This is a genomic window from Cupriavidus sp. GW822-FHT06G04 (assembly GCF_058799075.1).
On the sequence record NZ_JBXALD010000007.1, the window covers coordinates 351,684 to 374,203 of the forward strand.

The 22,520-nt window shown below is 61.6% G+C and carries 20 protein-coding genes; 15 read left to right on the forward strand and 5 right to left on the reverse strand.

The genetic code is table 11. The features are described from left to right. Positions 1-20 precede the first annotated feature (20 nt). Genes ccoN through AC1RKI_RS18190 form a run of 7 tightly spaced genes read left to right on the forward strand, consistent with a single transcriptional unit; the run spans position 21 to position 5,316 of the window. Positions 21-1,469: a cytochrome-c oxidase, cbb3-type subunit I gene (ccoN, locus tag AC1RKI_RS18160; RefSeq protein ID WP_061958066.1), complete on the forward strand. Its 1,449-nt coding sequence runs from the start codon at positions 21-23 to the stop codon at positions 1,467-1,469. A gap of 18 nt (positions 1,470-1,487) precedes the next feature. Further along, positions 1,488-2,189: a cytochrome-c oxidase, cbb3-type subunit II gene (ccoO, locus tag AC1RKI_RS18165; RefSeq protein ID WP_061958067.1), complete on the forward strand. Its 702-nt coding sequence runs from the start codon at positions 1,488-1,490 to the stop codon at positions 2,187-2,189. A gap of 5 nt (positions 2,190-2,194) precedes the next feature. Then, positions 2,195-2,356, forward strand: a complete 162-nt coding sequence (locus AC1RKI_RS18170) for a cbb3-type cytochrome oxidase subunit 3 (protein ID WP_492795104.1) — start codon at positions 2,195-2,197, stop codon at positions 2,354-2,356. 2 nt (positions 2,357-2,358) lie between these two features. Then, a complete protein-coding gene (ccoP, locus tag AC1RKI_RS18175) occupies positions 2,359-3,273 on the forward strand; it encodes a cytochrome-c oxidase, cbb3-type subunit III (RefSeq protein ID WP_492795106.1) in 915 nt (304 codons plus the stop codon). Positions 3,274-3,333: 60 nt separating this feature from the next. Then, complete coding sequence (gene ccoG / locus AC1RKI_RS18180; protein ID WP_492795108.1) at positions 3,334-4,827, forward strand: cytochrome c oxidase accessory protein CcoG; 1,494 nt, start codon at positions 3,334-3,336, stop codon at positions 4,825-4,827. A 34-nt stretch (positions 4,828-4,861) separates the two neighbouring features. After that, on the forward strand, positions 4,862-5,074 hold the full coding sequence (locus AC1RKI_RS18185; RefSeq protein ID WP_061958094.1) for a hypothetical protein: 213 nt from the start codon (positions 4,862-4,864) through the stop codon (positions 5,072-5,074). Continuing rightward, on the forward strand, positions 5,071-5,316 hold the full coding sequence (locus AC1RKI_RS18190) for a hypothetical protein (RefSeq protein WP_061958071.1): 246 nt from the start codon (positions 5,071-5,073) through the stop codon (positions 5,314-5,316). The genes AC1RKI_RS18185 and AC1RKI_RS18190 overlap by 4 nt, the downstream gene beginning before the upstream one ends. A gap of 66 nt (positions 5,317-5,382) precedes the next feature. Here the strand turns inward: AC1RKI_RS18190 and fnr are convergent, their stop codons facing one another. Next, entirely contained in the window at positions 5,383-6,108 is a 726-nt protein-coding gene (fnr, locus tag AC1RKI_RS18195; protein WP_061958072.1) for a fumarate/nitrate reduction transcriptional regulator Fnr, read from the reverse strand. Between the two features lie 83 nt (positions 6,109-6,191). Here fnr and AC1RKI_RS18200 point away from each other — a divergent pair, with 83 nt between their 5' ends. From AC1RKI_RS18200 to truB, 8 genes are all read left to right on the forward strand, one after another. Then, the gene (locus tag AC1RKI_RS18200; protein WP_492795110.1) at positions 6,192-6,968 is read left to right on the forward strand and encodes a sulfite exporter TauE/SafE family protein; all 777 of its coding nucleotides are present in this window, start codon (positions 6,192-6,194) and stop codon (positions 6,966-6,968) included. Between the two features lie 543 nt (positions 6,969-7,511). After that, positions 7,512-8,513, forward strand: a complete 1,002-nt coding sequence (scpB, locus tag AC1RKI_RS18205; RefSeq protein WP_227460132.1) for an SMC-Scp complex subunit ScpB — start codon at positions 7,512-7,514, stop codon at positions 8,511-8,513. Positions 8,514-8,541: 28 nt separating this feature from the next. Beyond that, positions 8,542-10,404, forward strand: coding sequence for a 23S rRNA pseudouridine(2605) synthase RluB (rluB, locus tag AC1RKI_RS18210; protein ID WP_492795112.1), 1,863 nt, complete (start codon positions 8,542-8,544; stop codon positions 10,402-10,404). Positions 10,405-10,729: 325 nt separating this feature from the next. Further along, complete coding sequence (gene rimP, locus AC1RKI_RS18215; RefSeq protein ID WP_061958076.1) at positions 10,730-11,218, forward strand: ribosome maturation factor RimP; 489 nt, start codon at positions 10,730-10,732, stop codon at positions 11,216-11,218. Continuing rightward, complete coding sequence (gene nusA / locus AC1RKI_RS18220; RefSeq protein WP_061958077.1) at positions 11,215-12,690, forward strand: transcription termination factor NusA; 1,476 nt, start codon at positions 11,215-11,217, stop codon at positions 12,688-12,690. Before rimP ends, nusA begins: the two co-directional genes overlap by 4 nt. 85 nt (positions 12,691-12,775) lie before the next feature. After that, positions 12,776-15,718, forward strand: coding sequence for a translation initiation factor IF-2 (gene infB, locus AC1RKI_RS18225; protein ID WP_061958078.1), 2,943 nt, complete (start codon positions 12,776-12,778; stop codon positions 15,716-15,718). 63 nt (positions 15,719-15,781) lie between these two features. Further along, positions 15,782-16,153 (forward strand): 30S ribosome-binding factor RbfA, encoded by a 372-nt coding sequence (gene rbfA / locus AC1RKI_RS18230; RefSeq protein WP_061958079.1) that lies wholly within the window; start codon positions 15,782-15,784, stop codon positions 16,151-16,153. 59 nt (positions 16,154-16,212) lie between these two features. Beyond that, positions 16,213-17,157, forward strand: coding sequence for a tRNA pseudouridine(55) synthase TruB (truB, locus tag AC1RKI_RS18235; RefSeq protein ID WP_492795115.1), 945 nt, complete (start codon positions 16,213-16,215; stop codon positions 17,155-17,157). A gap of 133 nt (positions 17,158-17,290) precedes the next feature. Here truB and AC1RKI_RS18240 read toward each other — a convergent pair whose 3' ends face one another. The 4 genes from AC1RKI_RS18240 to AC1RKI_RS18255 all read right to left on the reverse strand — a co-directional run bounded on the left by AC1RKI_RS18240 (position 17,291) and on the right by AC1RKI_RS18255 (position 22,329). Next, positions 17,291-18,898 carry a DHA2 family efflux MFS transporter permease subunit gene (locus AC1RKI_RS18240; protein ID WP_490714902.1) on the reverse strand — a complete coding sequence of 536 codons (1,608 nt, stop codon included), beginning with the start codon at positions 18,896-18,898 and terminating at the stop codon, positions 17,291-17,293. Between the two features lie 23 nt (positions 18,899-18,921). Then, positions 18,922-20,151 (reverse strand): HlyD family secretion protein, encoded by a 1,230-nt coding sequence (locus AC1RKI_RS18245; RefSeq protein WP_061958082.1) that lies wholly within the window; start codon positions 20,149-20,151, stop codon positions 18,922-18,924. A 53-nt stretch (positions 20,152-20,204) separates the two neighbouring features. After that, positions 20,205-21,734: an AdeC/AdeK/OprM family multidrug efflux complex outer membrane factor gene (locus AC1RKI_RS18250; RefSeq protein ID WP_150982155.1), complete on the reverse strand. Its 1,530-nt coding sequence runs from the start codon at positions 21,732-21,734 to the stop codon at positions 20,205-20,207. A 79-nt stretch (positions 21,735-21,813) separates the two neighbouring features. Continuing rightward, a complete protein-coding gene (locus AC1RKI_RS18255; RefSeq protein WP_490714900.1) occupies positions 21,814-22,329 on the reverse strand; it encodes a MarR family winged helix-turn-helix transcriptional regulator in 516 nt (171 codons plus the stop codon). Positions 22,330-22,520: the final 191 nt, after the last annotated feature.

A 22,520-nucleotide genomic window follows, 5' to 3' on the forward strand; every position in this document is an offset into this window, starting at 1 on the left:
TACTTAGCTTGGGGGTCTGAATGGCTGTCTCCACCGCGTCGTCACGCGTCGACACCTTCAACTACGGCGTTGTGCGGCAGTTTGCCGTCATGACCGTGGTTTGGGGAATCGTCGGCATGGCCGTAGGCGTTCTGCTTGCGGCACAACTGATCTGGCCAGATCTGAATTTCAATACACCGTGGCTGTCATTCGGCCGATTGCGGCCGTTGCATACCAACGCGGTGATTTTCGCGTTTGGCGGAAGCGCGCTGTTCGCGACGTCCTATTACGTTGTGCAGCGCACCTGCCAGGCGCGTCTGTTCTGCGGGCCGCTTGCTGCTTTTACTTTCTGGGGATGGCAGGCCGTTATCGTCGCTGCAGCCATTACGCTGCCGCTCGGGATCACGACGTCGAAGGAATACGCCGAGCTGGAATGGCCGATCGATATTCTCATCACGCTCGTATGGGTCGCCTATGCGATCGTCTTTTTCGGCACGATCGTCAAACGCAAGACGCGCCATATCTACGTCGCCAACTGGTTCTTTGGTGCGTACATCCTTACGATCGCGGTCCTGCATATCGTCAACAACATCGAAATGCCAGCGTCGATGTGGAAGTCGTACTCCGCTTACGCTGGTGTGCAGGACGCCATGATTCAATGGTGGTACGGCCACAATGCAGTGGGCTTCTTCCTGACCACCAGCTTTCTGGGGATGATGTACTACTTCATTCCCAAGCAGGCCGAGCGCCCCATCTATTCGTATCGCCTCTCGATCGTCCATTTCTGGGCGCTGAACTTCACCTATATGTGGGCGGGTCCGCACCATCTCCAATACACGGCACTCCCCGATTGGGCGCAGTCGCTGGGCATGGTGTTTTCGCTCATTCTGCTTGCCCCATCGTGGGGTGGCATGATCAACGGCATCATGACGATGTCGGGCGCTTGGCACAAGCTGCGTACCGACCCGATTCTGAAATTCCTCGTGGTGGCGCTTTCGTTCTACGGCATGGCGACGTTCGAGGGGTCGATGATGTCGATTAAGACGGTCAATGCGCTCTCGCACTACACGGACTGGACCATTGGCCACGTCCATTCGGGTGCGTTGGGGTGGGTCGCGATGATTTCGATCGGTTCGCTTTACTACCTCATTCCTCGCCTGTTCGGGGAAAAGCAGATGTACAGCACCCGCTTGATCGAGTGGCATTTCTGGATCGCCACGATCGGCGTCGTCCTCTATATCGCTTCGATGTGGATTGCCGGGGTAATGGAAGGCCTGATGTGGCGTGCCACCCAGCCCGACGGCACGCTGACCTATGCCTTTGTGGAGGCGGTCAAGGCCAAGTACCCGTTCTACCTGATCCGTCTGATGGGGGGCCTCTGTTTCCTGGCGGGCATGTTCATCATGGCCTACAACGTCGCACGCACGATCGCCGGCAAGCCAGCAGTGGATGCGCCGATTCCGGCAAGCTTGCCCGCATCTGCCCATTGATCGCCGAGGACTACAACGATGGCTCAAAATCAAGGTTTCTTTCGGCACGAGACGCTCGAAAAGAATGTCGGCTGGCTGATCATTGCGACGATCATCGTGGTCAGCATCGCTGGCCTCGTACAAATCGTACCGTTGTTCTTCCAGCATTCCACAACACAGCCGGATCCTGGCATCACGCCGTATTCACCGCTCAGGCTGATGGGGCGCGATATCTATATCCGTGAAGGCTGTGTGGGCTGCCATTCGCAGCAGGTGCGGACGCTGCAGGCGGAAACGGAGCGCTATGGCCATTTCTCGACGGCGGGCGAATCGGTCTATGACCATCCGTTCCTATGGGGATCGAAGCGGACCGGGCCGGATCTCGCACGGGTAGGAGGTCGCTATTCGGACGACTGGCAGCGCATTCATTTGCGCAATCCGCGTGACGTCGTTCCCGAATCTGTGATGCCCTCGTATCCGTGGCTCGAAAAGACACCGTTGCCAACCAATTCGATCCAGGATCGCATGCGAGCGCTGCAGCGCCTCGGCGTGCCTTATAGCGATGCGGACATTGCAAAGGCGCCCGAGCAACTCTCCGGCAAGACCGAGGAGGACGCAATGGTGGCTTATCTGCAGGAGTTGGGACTGAACCGCCGCAATGTGCGGCTGGAAAGTACCGCTAGCGCCGCGCCCCCGAGCCCTAGCGAGGCCGCCGGTCCCGCTGCATCTTCGAAGGAGTAGGAGCCATGGTAATCGTGACAGCTGGCGCCACCATTCTATCGATGCTGACATTTATCGGCATCTGTTGGTGGGCATGGTCGGCAGGACGGAAGGCTGCCAACGAGGAATCGGCCATGTTGCCCTTCTCCTTGCCCGACGAAACAAACTATACAAGCCGGAATCAGTAACCATGAGCGATTTCATTTCCGATTTCTGGGGCTATTACATCGCGGCCATCGCGCTCATCGGGATTGTCTGGTGTGTGTGGCTGCTGTTCTCCCAACGCAAGCTGCCGAAAAGTGTAAATGCGGCGGACGATACGGGTCACGTCTGGGATGGAGATCTGCGAGAACTTAACAACCCGCTTCCACGTTGGTGGATGTGGATGTTCCTTCTGGCCTGCATTTTCAGCGTGGTTTACCTCATTTTGTATCCAGGTCTTGGATCGTACGCCGGTGTGTTGAAGTTCTCCACCCAAGGTGAACTCGCCGCCCACCGCAACGCCGCGGAGCAGGCGCAGCGAGAAATCTATGCCCGGTACATGAAAATGGATGTCAAGAGCGTTGCAGCGGATCCGGATGCGCGTGAGATTGGGCAACGGCTGTTCCTGAACTATTGCGCGCAGTGCCATGGCTCCGATGCGCGCGGTAGTCGCGGATTTCCAAATCTCACTGACAACGATTGGTTGTATGGCGGAGAGCCCGACACAATTCAGCAAACGATCACGAAAGGCCGTAACGGCATGATGCCGCCGCTTGCCGGCGCGATCGATGCGAAGCTCGCGGGCGATACGGCGCAATATGTGCGTTCCCTCTCAGGCTTGGCATACGATCCGATTCGCGCAGCGCGTGGAGAAAGCACGTTCAAATCGACTTGCGCAGCCTGCCATGGCGCTAGCGGCAAGGGGAACCAGGCCCTTGGGGCGCCGAACCTCTCCGACAACGTCTGGTTGTACGGCAGCTCGGAAGGGGCGATCGTCGAAGCGATTCTGAAGGGGCACAACGGCCATATGCCCGCGCACGAGGAAATCCTGACGCCGGAGCGGATCCGGATGCTCACCGCGTATGTCTGGGGTCTTTCCAACAACGCGCCATCTGGGCAATAACAAAACCGCATCGGGACAGGTCAACAGACCTGTCCCTCCCGAAAGTTGAAGGGCTGAGAAATGAACGCGCCCCTGGAATCCCAATCCGGCCTGCAAGATTCAACCAAGTCCGGTGAATGGCGGCCTGTGCCGCCCCCGAATTCCGTCGTCGATTCTGCAGAGGAAGCGCTGTACGAGGTTCGACGCAAAATTTACCCGCGATCGACTACAGGTGCTTTTTCCAGTTGGCGCGTCTGGCTTGTCGTCATTACGCAGGTCATCTACTACGGCATACCGTGGCTTCAATGGAATGACCGGCAGGCAGTACTATTCGATCTTGGCGCGCGGAAGTTCTACATCTTTGGCTTGGTACTGTGGCCGCAAGATGTCATTTATCTTGCCGTACTGCTCGTCATCTCCGCGTTTGCCTTATTTTTGTTTACTGCAATCGCTGGACGCTTGTTCTGCGGCTACGCCTGTCCTCAGACCGTCTACACCGAAATGTTCATGTGGATCGAGCGGCGTGTCGAAGGCGACCGTATCGCTCGTATTCGGCTCGACGGCGATCCGTGGAGCGTGCGCAAATTCCGGCTCAAGGCGACAAAGCACTCGCTGTGGGTGCTGATTGCATTGTGGACTGGCTTCACGTTCATTGGATACTTCGCTCCCATCCGGGAACTGGGCGCCGATATTCTGCATTTCGCGATCGGCCCCTGGCAGGCATTCTGGATGTTCTTCTACGCCTTTGCGACGTGGGGCAATGCCGGGTTCATGCGCGAACAGGTGTGTAAATACATGTGTCCGTATGCACGCTTCCAAAGTGTGATGGTGGATCGGGACACGTACGTAGTGACCTACGATGTCGGCCGCGGCGAGCCGCGCGGCAGCCGCTCGCGGAAGGTCGACCATCGCGCGGAAGGGCTGGGCGACTGTGTCAATTGCAGCATTTGCGTACAGGTGTGTCCGACCGGCATCGATATCCGTGACGGCTTGCAGTACGAGTGCATTGGGTGCGGAGCGTGCGTCGACGCCTGTAATCAGGTCATGGACAAGATGGCGTACCCGCGTGGCCTTATCCGATATACGTCGGAGAATGCAATGCGCCAGGGGCTATCAACATCGGAGGCGCGCAAACGCTTGATCCGGCCGCGGACGATCATCTATTCGGTGCTGTGGCTGGCGGTCGTCGCGGGCTTTCTCGGGTCATTGGCCATGCGTGAGCCGCTCAAGGTTGACATTATTCGTGATCGGGGTGCGCTGGGCAGAGAGGTCGAGGGACGCTGGATCGAAAACGTATATAGATTGCAGTTGATCAATACCACGGAAGCGCCGATGCAATTTCGTGTGAGTGCGCAGAGCGATGAACTTTCGGGTCTTGTCGTCGAGTACGATCATGCTGCCGAAGAGCTGTCTCCCACATCCAATCGCTTATTGCCGATACGGGTGCGCGTGCCCATAGACGATGCCAAACAGGGCACCCATAAGATTAGCGTTACGGTCACTGCAGAAGCCGAAGGCAGGGACGTGTCGCAGATCAAGCAAAGCACGAGTTTTATTGTCCCCCGCAATCTGTAATGCTCGAATGCAAAGCCGCGAAGAGGAGAGTGATATGACTACGAGACAGGCGAAACCCTGGTACAAGGAACCATGGCCCTGGATCCTGATGAGCGGTCCGCTGTTGGCTATTGTCGGGTGCGGCATCACGATTTGGCTGGCAAGTACTTACGCCGACGTGCCAGTTAGCGATGCCACGCGCCATGGACTGGTTGTGCAGAAAATTGACGCCGAGCGCGTTTCATCGACGCGGGCGAGGAATCCATGAGACTGCGCTGGCTCATGTGGGTGTTATGGCCCGCGTTCTTGATGGGGGGCGCCGCTACCGCTGTGGTCTTTTCCGTGGTGGACCCAGGAGAGCTGAACTTCTTCGGTCATCCGGTGGAAGCGTCGCGACATGCGGTATATACGGTCGGCTTCCTGGTGGCGTGGTTGTTTTGCGCGTTGTCGAGCGGCTTGACCCTGTACACCATGCCTGTAAATTTAAGTGACACGGATGAACTCGAGTAAGTCAAAAAAACTAGGCCGCACCGGAATTTCGGTGCGGCCCTTATTATTTGTCTCTTGTGATCGCCGCTAGCACGATCGGCTGTAGACTTGCTTGACCCCGGCAATGTCGACTATTTTTACATGTCGTTGACGAATTTGAATAAGGCCCGCTTCGGCAAAACGGGAGAACAGTCGGCTGACTGTTTCCAGTTTCAAGCCAAGGTAGCTGCCAATCTCTTCGCGGCTCATGCGGAGCACGAATTCGGTAGAAGAATATCCGCGCGCAGACAAGCGTTCAGACATGTTGATCAGAAAAGCGGCCAGTCTTTCCTCCGCGCGCATCGAACCAAGCGTTATCAGCATAACTTGATCCTGCGTTATTTCCTTGCTCATCAGCCGCAAAAACTGATTCTGCAACGAAGGCAAATGATTCGACAAAGATTGCAGGTCGTCATAGCGGATGACGCAGACTTCAGTGTCTTCGAGTGCGGTGGCATCGGACGCATGCTGCATTTCGCCGAGGCCGTCCAGCCCGATGACTTCGCCAGGCAGGTGGAAGCCGGTAATTTGTGTTCGCCCGTCCTCCATTGTGACGTGCGTCTTCAGGGTGCCGAATCGGATGGCGTAGACGGCGGTGAGCGGTTCGCCCATTCGGTAGAGCGTTTCGCCTTTGTGGACTCGCACGCGCTCCTGCACAAGCGTATCCATCTTCGCCAGGTCTTGGTGCGACATCCCGACGGGCAAACAAAGCTGACCCATGGCACACGTGGAGCAACGGGGTGACATCTCGGTGACAGGTATAGAAGTAAGCAATTGAGGTGCTCGTTTGACTGCGCTTGTATCGGGCGCGCGATGAGGCCATTTTACAATGCAGGTGACCCTGAAGCGAGGAACAGTTGCCATTTGGTGTGCTTTTAAGCGTTTTCCTTATTGCTCTGCTCGGTGGCATGCATTGCGCAGCCATGTGTGGAGGAATTGCTATTGTTGCTGAACAAAATCTGCAGCAGCAGGCGCCTGTTCTCGTCTATCGCAAACGCCAACCGTGGCTGTTTGAATTGTGCGTTATGCATGCTGGGCGAATTACGACCTATATGTTGCTGGGTGCGCTGATGGGGGCGGTAGGCGGCGTAATATGGAAGCAGGATTTTTTGCCACTACAGCGATGGCTTTACGCGGGCGGCAGTGCATTGCTTGTGCTGACAGGTGTTTTCTTGCTGTTGGGTCGCACCCTCACGGCGACGTGGATCGAGCGAACTGTCACGGCAGTCGCACAACGGAGTGGTGTCGTCGTTCGGGCGTTTGCCCGGTCGTGGCGCGGCGAGGCGCGTCAGGCGCTCCCCAATAATGGTGCGGCACCTTTTGTGCGTCGATGGATCATGGGCCTGGCCTGGGGCATCGTGCCGTGTGGCATGGTCTACAGCGCACTTAGTATTGCGTTGCTTGCGGGAAATGCAGTGTCGGGAGCGCTTGTCATGGCGGCGTTCGGTATCGGAACATTGCCTAATCTGCTCGTGATTTCGGGGCTTTCCGGCGCCCTTCGTCAGCTCCTGCGCAAGCGTGGCGTCAGGACCGTGGCCGCGCTGGTGGTGATTGGCTTCGGACTGGCGGGAATGGTGCGCGCCGCGTGGCTTCCTGACATGTTGGCACAACACGGATTTTGCTTGGTGTTCTGAATCAGCCACAACAGCCGGTTGCGGCGTGGGGCAGGAATGCCATACAATCGCGAGAACCACGGTATCGCATCGCGCCATGCTCGTGGCGTCGTCGAGCGGCGCTCCTTACACGGAGTGCCAGTTCAGGGCTCCCAGGGTCGGACATGCTGGAGCCACTCCCACAGTCCCATCCGGTTCGAATGACCTGGTCAAGCGGCCAGCGCTCATGTGGAAAACGACGCTAGATCAAGGCAAAGTTGCCTGTGCCGATATCAGTTGTTTCTTGCCGTCCTGGCCATCTTGCCCTGACGAATGTCCGCCTCGAAGGGAGAAGGCGCGACGCAAGAGGTCCGTTGGCCAGCGAAGCCTGCTGGTCTGGGCGATCTTCCTGCCGGACAGACCCGGCAAATCGATGCAAAAGACGAGGAGCTCGACGGCGCCGCAACCAGCTGGCGCGTCGGCTGCACGATGAGATGGCGGTGGCTTCGGCCTCGCTGTATCTGCAATCTCCGTTGCCCCGGGAATAGTTCGGGGCAGGTGCAAAGACAGGCTGCACGCAATCACATGAATACCCAAGAGGCGAAGATCGTCCTCGAGACCGCGCTGATCTGTGCGCAGGAACCGCTGCGTGTCGGCGATCTGAGGCGGCTATTTTCCGACGATGTTGGCGCAGACACCATTCGGGTTCTGCTGGATGAACTTCGCCAGGACTGGCAGCGGCGCGGCGTCGAACTGGTCGCGTTGGCCAGCGGGTGGCGCTTTCAGAGCCGCCCTGAAATGCGGGAGTTCCTGGATCGACTGAACCCGGAGAAGCCGCCCAAGTACTCGCGGGCCGTCATGGAGACGCTGGCAATCATCGCCTACCGTCAGCCGGTAACGCGCGGCGACATCGAGGAGATCCGCGGTGTCACAGTCAGTACCGACGTGGTGAAAAAGCTCGAGGACCGGAGCTGGATCGAGGTGATCGGACATCGGGACGTGCCCGGGCGCCCGGCGTTGTATGCAACGACCAAGGCGTTTCTTGACGATCTGGGCTTGCGGTCACTCGATGAACTGCCTCCGCTGGAAGATGCGCAGGCACAGGCGCAGGCGGCATTGCTCGACCAGCAGGCCATCGATTTCGAGGATGTAGCCACGGCAAATCCTCCGGTCGGCGACGAGGAAACGTTCGCAGAACCGGACAAGCCTGCGACACAGCCGGAAGCGGACGGCCAAGACGATGCTGTCGCCGTGGCAGCGGAGGGCCATGATACGCCGGGCGCCACGGCGCAGGCCGCGGTTTCGCATGGCGCCGTCCCGGAACCTCGTGTCGATCAGCCAGAGAATTCCCAGGCGCACGGGCCGTTTGCGGCCGAAAGCGAAAGTCACGGCGCCAGGCAGGACGAACAAACCAATCGCGTTTCGCAAGGTCCCGAATTGAACGGACACGCCGAGAACGCGCCGTTGGCCCAGGCCAACGGATTCCACGTGGACACCGAAACTTCCGACGAGGAAGTTTCCGACGGTTCAGGGCAGGGCGCTGACATGCCGCTCCCGGCCGAAGACGACGAACGCGTGTCCAACTGAACAACATGCAACATCGATAGTGAATACTTTGTCTGATTCCGCTGAGCAAGACGTCCGCCAGCCGGACGTGCCGGGAGACTCCGGCGCGACCCCTGATGCTGGCAATGGTGCCGATGGAGCGCCGCGCCGCAAGGGGCTTCGCCGTGGTTTGCGCAATCTGGTGGCGTCGCGCCGCCAGGGTTCGAAGGATCGTGAAGGGCGCGATCCGGGCCAGGGCGATGCTGTCGACGTCGCGCCTGCCGAAGCGCCTGTCGAGGCATCCGCCGGCGCACCCCGCAAGCGCGGACGCCGCAAGCCGGCAGCCGGTGCCGAGGCTGGCGCACAGGCGCCCAGCGCGCCTGAAGTCGCTGCAGGCGAGACGCAAGCGGACGGCCGTGGGCAGCGCAGGCGCCGCCAGCCGCCGCAACGCAAGGCTGCACTCGTCGATGGCGAGAACCGGCCCGCTGCCCAGCAACCCGGCAAACGCAACAAGGGCGGTCAGCGCAAGACGCAACCGGGCCAGAGCCGGCCAAACGACAAATCCGAGCAACGCGGGGGCGAAAAGTCGCCGCGGTCGGCCGCGGGCACTGGCAATGCGCCAAAGTCGGCGGCCGGAGCCGAAGATCTGTTCCGCTTCGTAATTTCGGGGCAGTTCGACCAGGAAGAGATGGTCGTTCCGCGGACCAAGGTCAAGCCGGTACGCGAACTGACGTCGGACGACGATGCACCGAAGCTGCACAAGGTGCTGGCCGAAGGTGGTCTCGGATCGCGGCGCGAGATGGAGGAGCTGATCCTTCAAGGGCGGGTGTCCGTCAACGGTCTGCCGGCGCATATCGGGCAACGGATTCTGCCGACCGATCAGGTGCGCGTGAATGGCAAGCTGATTCATCGCAAGGTGTCGACAAAGCCGCCGCGCGTGCTGCTGTATCACAAGCCGTCGGGCGAAATTGTCAGCCAGTCGGATCCGGAAGGCCGTCCGACCGTGTTCGACAACCTGCCGCGCATCAAGAACGGCAAGTGGGTGGCCGTGGGTCGTCTGGACTTCAATACCGAAGGACTGTTGATCTTCACCACTTCCGGCGATATCGCCAATCGATTTATGCATCCGCGCTATGGCATCGAGCGTGAATATGCGGTGCGCACGCTGGGCGAACTGGCGGAGGCCGATCGCCAGCGCCTGCTGCACGGCATTCAGCTCGACGACGGCGAGGCCAATTTCTTGCGAATTGCGGACGGCGGCGGCGAGGGCGTGAACCAGTGGTATCACGTTGCGCTGACTGAAGGCCGGAACCGTGAGGTGCGGCGCATGTTCGAGGCGGTTGGGCTGACGGTGTCGCGTCTGATCCGTACCCGCTACGGCCAATTCCTGCTGCCGCGTGGATTGAAGCGCGGCCGCTGGCAGGAGCTGGAAGCCACCGAGGTCCGCACGCTGATGAACGCCATTGGCCTGAAGTCGCCGGCCAAGTCGGAGCAGTCCGGCGGCAAGGGCGCCACCAAGGTGGGCGGACGGAAACAGCGCACGCAAGCCGCGATTGCAGGGATGCCGATGCATACCGGCATGGACGGTCTGCCGCGCTTTGAGAAGAACGGTGGCAATCGCGGTGCCGGCGGCAGCGGCGGACGCGGTCAACCGGATCCGATGCAGACTTCGATGGGGTATATCCCATCGGGTCCTGCGCCGCTCACTTCGCATACGACGAAGTTTGGCGGCGGCGCCGGTGCCGGCGGCATGCGTGGCCCGGGCCTTGGCCGCGGTGGCCGCGCGGGAAACAACGCCGGCAATGCGGGCGGAAATCGCCCGCGTCGCGGCGGCGGTGGCGAAGTCAATGGAAATGTGATGCCAAAGGCCTCTAAGGGTGGCGGTGGCAGCAATCGCCGGCCGCGCGGCGGTGGCCGCGGCGGTCAGCGCTGACGAAGTGGGCGCGGAGGCGCCGCTGGCCGGCGCCTCTCCACCGCGGATCCCATGCGGCTTTTGCCTTTTGGACATAATCCGCGTATAATCAAAGTCTATTCAAAAGTATCATCCTTGGCTGGGATGGGCGAATGATGGGCATTGCGCCCATTTTTTTTTGGTTCGCCCGTTCGTGCTTGCGGCTGTATTGCGTCACATGGCGCAGCGCTGGCAAGGATGATGGGCAGGCGGGACAGCCTACAGGTCGTCGTTTCGGAACTACGATTCAGAACGTTGTGTTGTCCGGTACCTGCCAAGGTATTGAAAGCCACTACTCGGGATTACAGTGCATCTGGCAGATTTGATCGAAACCACCCTTATCGGCATGGGCTACGAGTTGGTTGAGCTTGAGCGTGCCCCGGCCGGACTTCTGCGTGTCTATATCGATCAGCCTGAAACTGGCATCGTCATTGAGGATTGCGAGAAGGTCAGCCGCCAGCTCACGCACGTGCTGACTGTCGAGAACGTCGACTACGAGCGCCTCGAGGTGTCGTCGCCCGGTCTGGACCGGCCGCTCAAGAAGCTGGCCGACTTTGTCCGCTTCGCGGGCGATGAAGCCAGGGTGACGTTGCGTCTGCCAGTCAATGGCCAGAAGAATTTCGTCGGTATTCTGCGCGAACCCACGGGCGAGGCCGGGGACGAGAAGATCGGACTGGAATTCGAGGGCAAGGATGGCCCGGCACTGCTGGAATTCACCATATCCGACGTCGATAAGGCACGCCTGGTGCCTGTCATCGACTTCAAGGGAAATCAAAGAAAAGGGAACAAGCAATGAGCCGCGAAGTTCTGTTGCTCGTCGACGCGCTTGCGCGCGAGAAGAACGTCGACAAGGATGTGGTGTTCGGTGCGCTGGAGGCAGCGCTTGCCTCGGCCACCAAGAAACGTTTCGAGGAAGACGTGGACATCCGCGTCCATATCGACCGCGAATCCGGTGAGCACGAAACGTTCCGCCGTTGGCTTGTCGTCCCGGACGAGCAAGGCCTGCAGGAACCGGACAAGCAGATTCTGCTGTTCGAAGCGCGTGAACAGAATCCGGACATCCAGCTCGACGACTTTATCGAAGAGCAGATCGAATCCGTCGAATTTGGCCGTATCGGTGCGCAGGCCGCCAAGCAGGTGATCCTGCAGCGCATCCGCGACGCGGAACGCGAGCAGATTCTTAACGATTACCTGGATCGCGGCGAGAAGATCATGACCGGAACGGTCAAGCGCGCCGACAAGAAGGGGCTCATCGTGGAATCGGGCCGCGTGGAAGCGCTGCTGGCGCGCGATCAGATCATTCCGAAGGAAAATCTGCGCACCGGCGATCGCGTACGCGCCTATATCCTCAATGTGGACCGCGCTGCGCGTGGCCCGCAGATCGAACTGTCGCGTACGGCGCCTGACTTCCTGATCAAGCTGTTCGAAAATGAAGTGCCCGAGATGGAGCAAGGGCTGCTGGAGATCAAGGCGGCGGCTCGTGATCCGGGCGTGCGCGCCAAGATCGCCGTGGTCGCGCATGACAAGCGTATCGATCCGATCGGCACGTGCGTCGGTGTGCGCGGTACGCGCGTGACCGCGGTGCGCAACGAAATCGGCGGCGAAGCCGTAGATATCGTGCTGTGGTCGGAAGATCCGGCGCAGTTTGTGATCGGCGCGCTGGCGCCGGCGCAGGTGCAGTCGATTGTGGTGGACGAGGAAAAGCACAGCATGGACGTGGTGGTCGACGAGGAAAACCTCGCCATCGCCATCGGTCGCAGCGGTCAGAACGTACGCCTGGCGTCGGAGCTGACTGGCTGGCAGATCAACATCATGACGCAGGAAGAATCGGCGCAGAAACAGGCCGAGGAAAGCGAAGTCGTGCGCAAGCTGTTCATGGCCAAGCTGGACGTGGACGAGGAAGTGGCGGATATCCTGATTGAAGAGGGTTTCTCCACGCTGGAAGAAGTGGCCTACGTACCCATCAGTGAAATGATGGAAATCGAGGCGTTTGACGAAGATACCGTCACCGAGCTGCGCAATCGCGCCCGCGATGCGCTGCTGACGATGGAACTGGCCCGGGAAGAAAAGGTGGAAGAGGTGTCGCAGGATCTGCGTTCGCTCGACGGCCTGACCCCCGAGCTGATCGGCAAGTTGGCCGAAGGCAACATTCACACGCGCGACGATCTGGCCGAACTGGCCGTCGACGAACTGGTCGAGATGGCCGGTGTCAGCGAGGATGACGCCAAGGCGCTGATCATGAAAGCACGGGAACATTGGTTTAACTGAGGGACACGCCGGGGTTTCGCGACCCTGGCGCGCTTTCCGCATACAAATTGTCCCGACGTAGAAACCGAGCATTGAAAGGGTTTGAATGGCAAGCACAACAGTTGCCCAACTGGCCGCAGAACTGAGCCGCAGCCCTGCTGCACTGCTGGAACAATTGCAGGCAGCTGGGGTGGGCAAGGCAAAGCCTGAAGACATCATTACCGAATCGGACAAGACCCGACTGCTGGATTACCTGAAGCGGTCGCACGGCCAGGCCGACGACAGCGCACGCAAAAAAATTACGTTGACCAAGCGCGAGACCTCTGAAATCCGCCAATCCGATTCCACGGGCAAGACCCGTACGGTGCAGGTGGAAGTGCGCAAGAAGCGCGTCCTGATCAAGCGTGACGAGGCCGATTCACACGGCGACGGCGCCGATACGCAGGAATCGGTGGAAGCCGCCGCCGAACAGGCGCGCCGCGACGAAGAACAGCGCCGCGCGGAAGCCGAGGCGCTGGCCCGTCAGGAAGCCGAAGCCCAGGCAGCCCGCGAGGCCGCCGAGCGCGAGGAAGCCGAGCGCCGCGCCCGTCAGGAAGCGCTGGAAGCCGAGCAGCGTCGCCAGGCCGAACTGCTGGCTCAGAAGGCCGAAGAAGAGGCTGCCGCATCGCGTGCCGCCGCCGAAGCCGCCGAGGAAACCGCTCGCAAGAAGGCTGAGGACGACAAGACGCGTCTGGCCGCCGAACGTGTTCAGGCGCAGAAGAACGCCGACGATGCCAAGGCAGCCGCCGACAAGGCGCGCGTCGAGCAGGACAGCGCCAAGGCAGCCGCAGACAAGGCGCGCGCCGACCAGGACGCCGCTGCGCGTCGCCGCCGTGAAGCCGCCGAAGCCGAAGCCCGCGCCATCCAGCAAATGCTGAATGCGCCGGCGCGCGTGCTGAAGGCGCCGTCGGAACGCAAGGCCGAGGAAAAGAAGGCCGAGCAGACCGGTACGCTGCACAAGCCGGTGAAGCCGGCCGGCGCGACCACCGAAGCGAAGAAGGACGACAAGAAGGTTGTGACGGCTCCGGCCGCCACCACTACCACCGCGACCGCCGACAAGAAGGGCGGCAAGGGCGCCAAGACCGGCACGTGGCAGGACGAAAGCTCCCGTGGCAAGAAGGGCGGCGGTCTGAAGACGCGTGGCGACTCTTCTGGCGGCACCGGCGGCTGGCGCAGCGGCCCGCGTGGCCGTGGCGGCAAGCAGCATGCCGATGACGGCCGCAGCAACTTCCAGGCGCCTACCGAACCGGTGGTGCGCGAGGTGCACGTGCCCGAAACCATCTCGGTGGCCGATCTGGCGCACAAGATGGCCGTGAAGGCATCCGAGGTCATCAAACAGATGATGAAGCTCGGCCAGATGGTCACGATCAACCAAGTGCTGGACCAGGAAACCGCCATGATCGTGGTGGAAGAAATGGGCCACAAGGCGTACGCCGCCAAGCTGGACGATCCGGAAGCGTTGCTGGTAACCGATGGTGAAGACCACTCGGACGCCGAAGCGCTGCCGCGTCCGCCGGTGGTGACGGTGATGGGTCACGTCGACCACGGCAAGACGTCGCTGCTGGACTACATCCGCCGCACCAAGGTTGCTGCGGGCGAAGCCGGCGGTATTACGCAGCATATCGGCGCCTACCACGTGGAAACCGATCGCGGCGTGATCACGTTCCTCGACACCCCGGGTCACGAGGCCTTCACGGCAATGCGTGCACGGGGCGCCAAGGCGACCGACATCGTCATTTTGGTGGTAGCCGCCGACGACGGCGTGATGCCGCAGACCAAGGAAGCCATCGCGCACGCCAAGGCTGCCGGTGTGCCGATCGTGGTTGCGATCAACAAGATCGACAAGCCTGAAGCTAACCCGGACCGCGTCAAGCAGGAACTCGTGGCCGAGCAGGTCGTGCCGGAAGAGTACGGTGGCGATTCGCCTTTCGTGCCGGTGTCGGCCAAGACCGGTCTCGGTATCGACGAACTGCTCGAGCAGGTATCGCTGCAGGCCGAAGTGCTGGAACTGAAGGCGCCGGTCGATGCACCGGCGAAGGGTCTGGTGGTGGAAGCCCAGCTCGACAAGGGCAAGGGCCCGATCGCGACGATCCTGGTCAGCAGCGGTACGCTCAAGCGCGGCGATGTCGTGCTGGCGGGCAGCGCCTATGGCCGCGTTCGCGCCATGCTGGACGAAAACGGCAAGCCGGCGAAGGAAGCTGGTCCGTCGATCCCGGTGGAAATCCAGGGTCTGTCGGAAGTGCCTGCGGCTGGCGAAGAAGTGCTGGTGCTGCCGGACGAGCGCAAGGCGCGTGAAATCGCCCTGTTCCGTCAAGGCAAGTTCCGCGACGTCAAGCTGGCCAAGCAGCAGGCGGCCAAGCTGGAAACGATGCTCGAGCAGATGACCGAAGGCGAAGTCCAGACGCTGCCGCTGATTGTGAAAGCGGACGTGCAGGGTTCCCAGGAAGCGCTGGTGCAGTCGCTGCAGAAGCTGTCGACCGCCGAAGTGCGTGTGCAGATTGTGCACGGTGGCGTGGGTGGCATCTCGGAATCCGATGTCAACCTGGCCACGGCTTCCAAGGCTGTGATCATCGGCTTCAACGTGCGCGCCGATGCCGGTGCGCGCAAGCTCGCCGAGCACAACGGTATCGACATCCGCTACTACAACATCATTTACGATGCGGTAGACGAGATCAAGGCGGCGATGTCGGGCATGCTGGCGCCTGAAAAGCGCGAGACGACCATCGGTCAGGTGGAAGTTCGCCAGGTGTTCCGCGTGCCGAAGATCGGCGCCGTCGCCGGCTGTATGGTCACCGACGGTATGGTCAAGCGGACCTCGCTGGTACGCGTGCTGCGGAACAACGTGGTCATTCACGACGGAGAACTCGATTCGCTCAAGCGCTTCAAGGACGACGTCAAGGAAGTCAAGCAGGGCTTCGAGTGCGGTTTGTCGATCAAGAACTTCAACGACGTTCAGGAAGGCGACCAACTCGAGGTGTACGAAATCACCGAGGTGGCACGTACGCTGTAAGGCGATACGAAAAAACGGCAGGCACCAGCCTGCCGTTTTCACTTCGGTTCACGACGATTTTGCATGGCCAAGAAAGGCAATATTTCCTCCCGTAATCTCCGCCTGTCGGACCAGATCCAGAAGGAACTGGCCGAAATGATCCAGCGCGAGCTTCGCGATCCGCGCCTGGGGCTGGTGACGCTGCAGTCGGTGTCGCTGACGCCGGACTACGCGCATGCCAAGGTGTATTTCACGGTGCTCGGCGCCGAGCCCGAGGTGGCAGCCGCCATCCTTCGGGAAAAGGCCGGTTATCTGCATTCCCTGTTGTTCAAGCGCCTGCATATCCATACGGTGCCGACGCTGCATTTCCATCACGATACGTCCGTGGAACGTGCGATCGAGATGTCGAAGCTGATCAACGAAGCGAATTCAACGCGCGCCAGGGACGACGAGTAAGTCTCCAGTGCATTCCGCGAGCCGGCACGCTGCGGCCGGCTTCGCTTTCTTTTTTCCCAATGACTGATTCCCAAGCCCAACGTCCGCCCCGGCTGCCGCGCCGTGACGTGCATGGCGTGCTGCTGCTGGACAAGCCGCTCGGGCTGTCGTCCAACGACGCGCTGGTGCGCGCCAAGCGTCTGCTGCGTGCGAACAAGGCGGGCCACACCGGCACGCTCGATCCCCTGGCCACCGGGCTGCTTCCGCTGTGCTTTGGCGAGGCCACCAAGTTCTCGCAGGATCTGCTCGACGCGGACAAAACCTACGAGGCAGTAGTGCGGCTCGGCGCGACCACGACCACTGGCGATGTGGAAGGCGATATCGTTACGCAGCGTGCGGTGACGTGCGATAAGAGCGCGCTAGACGCCGCGCTCGTGCGATTCACGGGCGAAATCGACCAAGTGCCGCCGATGTATTCGGCGCTGAAGAAAGACGGCAAGCCGTTGTACGAATACGCACGGGCAGGGCAGACCATCGAGCGCGCGGCGCGCCGCGTCACGATCCACGCGATCACGCTGCTCGACGCCGATTTGCAAGGCGCGACGCCATCGTTCACGATGCGCGTGACGTGCAGCAAAGGCACCTATATCCGCACGCTGGCCGAGGATATCGGCGAGGCGCTCGGCTGCGGGGCGCACCTGACAGGCCTGCGCCGCATCGGGGTAGGCGATCTCACGCTGGACGGCGCTGTCACGCTCGAACAGATCGAGGCGCAGTCCGATGACCTGCGTCCATCCTTGCTGGCGCCCGTCGACGCGCTGCTGCAGCGCTGCGTGCCCGTGCATCTCGACGCCGCTTCGGCCGCGCGTTTTCTGCAAGGCCAACGCATCGCGCGTCGCGACTTGCCTGCCGGCCAGGCGCCCGAAGAGGGATCGCTGGCGCGGGTCTACGACGAAGGCCAACTGCTCGGCGTCGCGCGCATGAAGGATGGCGCGCTCCGTCCGGAACGATTGGTCAGGCTCTGATCGAGGCAGGTTGGTCGAGCGGCGCGAATGCACGTGCCGCACGTCGGGAGATCGCCGGCCGTTGAAATCCACGGAATCGGCAAAAGAAAAGGGCATCGACTCGCGTCGATGCCCTTTTTTGCCTCGTGGTGAATCAATGAGCGCCGGCCGCGTCGGCGCCACCACCGCCCTTGGCGCGTTTGGTCAACCAGACAAAGACGATCAGCGCGAAAAACAGCACGCCGGAAATCCAGAAGATATCGTTGGCGCCAAGCATCGAGGCCTGCTGCGAGATATTCCGCTCGATAAATCCGATCGCCTGCATTTTCGACATGCCCATTTGCATCAGGTGATCGAGCTGCGACTGGTATGCCGGGTTGTAAGGATTGATCTGCTCGACCAACTGCGCGTGATGCAGCGCCGAGCGGTTTTCCCAGATTGTCGTCGAGATCGACGCGCCAATTGCGCCGAACGTGATCCGGACGAAATTCGACAACCCTGACGCCGCGGGAATTCTCTCCGGCGGCTGTCCCGACAGAATGATCGACGTCAGCGGAATGAAGAACATCGCCATCGCGGCGCCCTGGATCAGCGTGGGGATCACCAACGCACGTGTATCCACGCCTGTGGTGAAGCCGGCCCGCATGAAACTGACCACGCCGAATGTCATGAACGCGGCGGTCGCCACCCAGCGGGCGTCCACCTTCGGCAACACGCGGCCGATGATAGGCGACAGAATGATCGCGAAGATCCCCACCGGCGCGGTGACCAGACCGGCGTCGGTCGCGGTATAGCCGATGATGGTCTGCAGCCACAGCGGCAGGATGACCAGATTTCCGAAAAACAGCCCGTACGCCACCGAAATGGCCACCACCCCGGCCGCGAAGTTGCGCCCCTTGAACAGGTGGATGTCGACGATCGGATGCTTTTCGTAAAGCTCCCACACCAGGAAAAACAGGAATCCGACAATCGCGATCACGGCGAGCGCAACGATCACGGTCGAATGGAACCAGTCGAGCTCCTTGCCCTTGTCCAGCATCAGCTGCATCGACCCCACCCAGATCACCAGCAGCGCGAGGCCGATGCGGTCGATCGGCAGGATCTTGATCGGTGTCTCGCGGTCGCGGTAGATCGCCCAAGTGACATAGGCCGTGAGAATGCCGATTGGCACGTTGATGTAGAAGATCCACGGCCACGTCATGTTGTCCGAAATCCAGCCGCCCAGCAGCGGCCCCATGATCGGCGCGACCAGTGTCGTCATGCCCCATAAAGCCAGTGCCATCGAACTCTTGGCCGCTGGATAGCTGGCCAGCAGAAGCGACTGCGACAGCGGGATCATCGGGCCGGCCACGGCGCCTTGCAGCACGCGCGCCGCCAGCAGCGTTTCGAGGTTGGGCGCCACGCCGCAGAGCCATGACGAAATCACGAACAACAGGATCGACAGCACGAACAGCCGCACCGCGCCGAAGCGCGTTGTCAACCAGCCCGTCAGCGGCACCGAGATGGCATTGGCCACGGCGAACGACGTGATCACCCAGGTGCCCTGGTTCGGCGAGACCCCGAGGTCGCCCGAAATGGCTGGAATCGACACGTTTGCGATCGACGAGTCGAGCACGTTCATGAACGTCGCCAACGACAGCGCGATGGTGCCCAGAATCAGCTTGCCGCCTGACAGCGGCGGATGCGCGGCCGGGCGCGCGGGGGCCGGCTTGGGCGTCGGCGCCGCGCCTGCGTCCGGCGTTGCGGTAGTGGAATTAGCCATGGGCGATCAGCCAGTCGTGCACATCAGGTGTTGGCGGGCTTGGGCGTTGCCGCGGGCCGGGATGCGCCCGTGGCCGACGGCGCTGCCACGCGGCCGCCGTTATTGACCGCGATGATGCGGGCGATCAGTGCATCGGCGTCCTGCGCCACCTTGTCGTAGACGTCGGTCTGCAGCGGCTTGGCGGCATTGGCCGTCGCCAGCGCCGCGCCTTCTTCCTTGCGCACATCGACCGTGACATTCATCGACAGGCCCACGCGCAGCGGATGGTCCTTCAGTTGCTGCGGGTCCAGCGCGATGCGCACCGGCAGGCGCTGCACCACCTTGATCCAGTTCCCGGTGGCGTTCTGTGCCGGCAGCAACGAGAACGCGGCGCCCGTTCCGGCGGAGAAGCCTTCCACATGGCCCGTGTACTTGACCTTCGATCCATAGACATCGGCTTCGAGTTCAACGGGCTGGCCGATGCGCATGTGGGTGATCTGAACTTCCTTGAAGTTCGCGTCGACCCAGACCTGATCGAGCGGAACCACGGCCATCAGCGGCGTGCCGGCTGCCACGCGCTGGCCGACCTGCACCGAACGCTTGGCGACGTAGCCCGTGACAGGCGCCGGCATGGTCGAGCGCACGAAAGCGAGATAGGCGGAACGCAGATTCGCCGCCGCGCGCTGCACATTCGGATGCTTCTCGACAGTGGTCTGGTCGGTCAACACCTGATTCGACGCCAGTTGCTCCTTCGCGGCGACCAGTGCCGACTCGGCCGCCTTCAGCGCGGTCTGCGCGTGCGAGATTTCCTCGTTCGAGACCGCGCCCGATCCGGCGATGGCCTGACGACGGCGCAGGTCGTCGCGCGCCTTGGCGACGTCGGCTTCGCGCATCGCCACGTTGGCAGCCAGCGAGCCGTTGTTGACATATAGCGTGCGCACCTCGCGCACGGCCTGGGCGAGTTGCGCCTCGGCTTGTTCCATGGCGACCTGCGTGTCCGCGCGATCGAGCTGGATCAGCGGCTGGCCAGCAGTGACGAGTTGCGTGTCATCGGCGGCAATCGAGACCACGGTCCCGCCGACCAGAGGCGTCACCTGGACCACGTTGCCGGCCACATAAGCGTCATCGGTGTTCTCGAAATGACGGCCGTACAGGCCCCAGTAGAGGCCGTAGCCAACGCCGGCCACCACGATCGCGGCGGTCAGCATGACGATCAGGCGTTTGCGCTTGCCGTTGTTGTCAGCCGCCGGGGCTGCTTGCTGGTTGGTGCTCATGTCGAATCTCTTACGGTTTCTTTCGTCTTGTCTGGTGGATGTGCCCGGCCTTGTCAGCCCTGGGCGCCCTGGGTCTGGCCCATGTCTTGCCGTTTGCTGTCCGGGTGCGCGGCCGTATCGGTTTCCTGGTATCCGCCGCCCAAGGCTTTCATGAGCCCCATCTGCAGATCGAGACGGCGCGCCTGCAGGTCGGTGGCCAGTCTGCGCTGCTGCAACACGTTGCTCTCGGCGTTGAGCACCGTCAGCTGCGTGCCAAGGCCGGCCTTGTATCGCATGGTCGATAGCGAGTAAGCATGCTCGGCCAACTCCAGCGCTTCACGCTGCGTCTTGATCTGCTGGTCGACGCTGCGAATGCTGGTCACCGTGTCAGCCGTTTCGCGCAGCGCATCGACCAGCGTCTGGTTATAGCTGGCCGCGGCGATGTCGTACTGCGCATACTTGCCCTTCAGGTTGGCGCGCAGCCGCCCGCCTTCGAAGATCGGCAGCTTGAGCGTCGGGCCGACGCCGAAGGTGCGGCTGACGCTCATCAGGAGATTCGCCGGATCGAGCGACGCCAGGCCGGCGAACGCGGTCAGCGTCACATCGGGCAGGAATTCCTTCTTGGCAACGCTGATGTCCTTGGATGCGGCCTCCACGCGCCAGCGCGCGGCGACGAGGTCCGGCCGGCGCGCGATCAGGCTGATCGTCAGGTCGTCCGGCAACTGCGGCGTGGCGTTGGCCAGCAGGGTCGGCTTGCTCAGTTGCAGGCCGCGATCGGGCCCCTTGCCAAGCAGTGCGGCAATTTGGTTACGTGCCAGTGCGATTTCCTCGTCGACACGTTGCAGGTCGGTCTGCGCCGCCGCCACGGTGCCGCGTGCCTGGGTGGTTTCCACCTGCGTATCGAGCCCGGCGGCGAGTCGCTGGCGCGACAGGTCGGTCAGATCGCGGCGCTGGGCGATGGCCCGCTCCGCGACATCGCGCTGCGCGTAAAGCGCGGCCAGACGGTTGTAGCTGCGCGCGATCGACGTCGTAAGCATCAGGCGGGCGGCCTGGCTTTCGGCCGCCATGGCCCGGTCGTCGGACAGCGCGGCTTCCAGCGCGTCGCGATTCTTGCCCCAGAAGTCGAGGTCCCACGACAACCCGAACTGCAGGCGCGACTGGTTTTGCCACGACCCGGCCAGCGGCGTGCCTTCGAACAGGTCGGTGGAAGAAAAGCGCTGGCGCACCAGGCTGCCTTCGAAGTCCACGCTCGGATACAGGGCCGCGCGCGTGGCGTCCGCCATGGCGCGTGACGCCTCGAGGCGCGCGAAGGCGACCTGCAGATTGGGATTGTCCTTGACCGCTTCGTCAACAAGCGCGCGCAGTTGCGGATCGCGGAACTGGTCGACCCAGTCCTGCGACGGCCACTGTCCGTGCTCGTTGGCGAAAGTCTGCGGCGAGGCCACCGATTCGGCGGGCATCATGGACTGCGTGCTATGCGAATTGCCAAGCGCCGCGCAGCCGGCAAGTACGGCGGTAGCCATTAGCGTAAGGGCCAGGCTGCCGGTGCGGCGCCACGGACCGTGACGGCGCGCACTGGTGGCGGATGAGTAATCGGGGTTCATGGTGTGAGCTGGGACGCGGTCTTGCGAAATCGGGAATCGGCAACTGACTGTTGTAGTACTTGTTCGGCGGCGGTCGCGGCTATCCCGTGTTGCGATCGAACGGGCAGCCGGCTTCGTCCGCGCCGCCGTTATTGGCAATGATTCGCAGCAGCATGTCGCGCAGCACTTCGATTTCCTCGGCGGTGAATCCTTCGAAGTGGCGGCGCATCACATTGCAGAACGCCGCCGGCAGTTTCTCGACCATCGCGTTGCCCTCGGCCGTGATGGACAGATCCACCACGCGCCGATCGTCATCGCGGCGTGTGCGCTCGATCAGGCCGCGTTTTTCCATGCGGCTGAGCAGGCGGGTGACCGAGCCGGCATCGGTATTGAGGTTGCGCGCCAGGTCCGTGGCGGTCGTCGCCTCGTGCTTGGCGAGCATCATCAAGCAACTAGCCTGCGCATGGGTCATGTCCAGGCTGCCGACTTCCTGCTCAACCCCCTGCGAAAGCGTGTTCTTGGCGCGACCCAGCAGATACCCGACGCTCTTGCCGATTTCGTACGAGGCAGGGTCGAACAGATCAACGGGCTCGGCGTCTTGTGTCGTTGAGGTCATCTCTTGTCACTGCAATCTTTGCTTGGGCAAATATAAGCAGAGATATAAGTGATGTTCAAGCACGGAAATTGGTTATTGCAAGAATCGCAACAACTTTCCTTGATCTATGCTGAAGAGCGATAGGGTGTTCCGCGGTGCAACATGCTAGAATGTCGGGTTATTTTTTCCGATAGCTCCGCCTTCAGGGGACG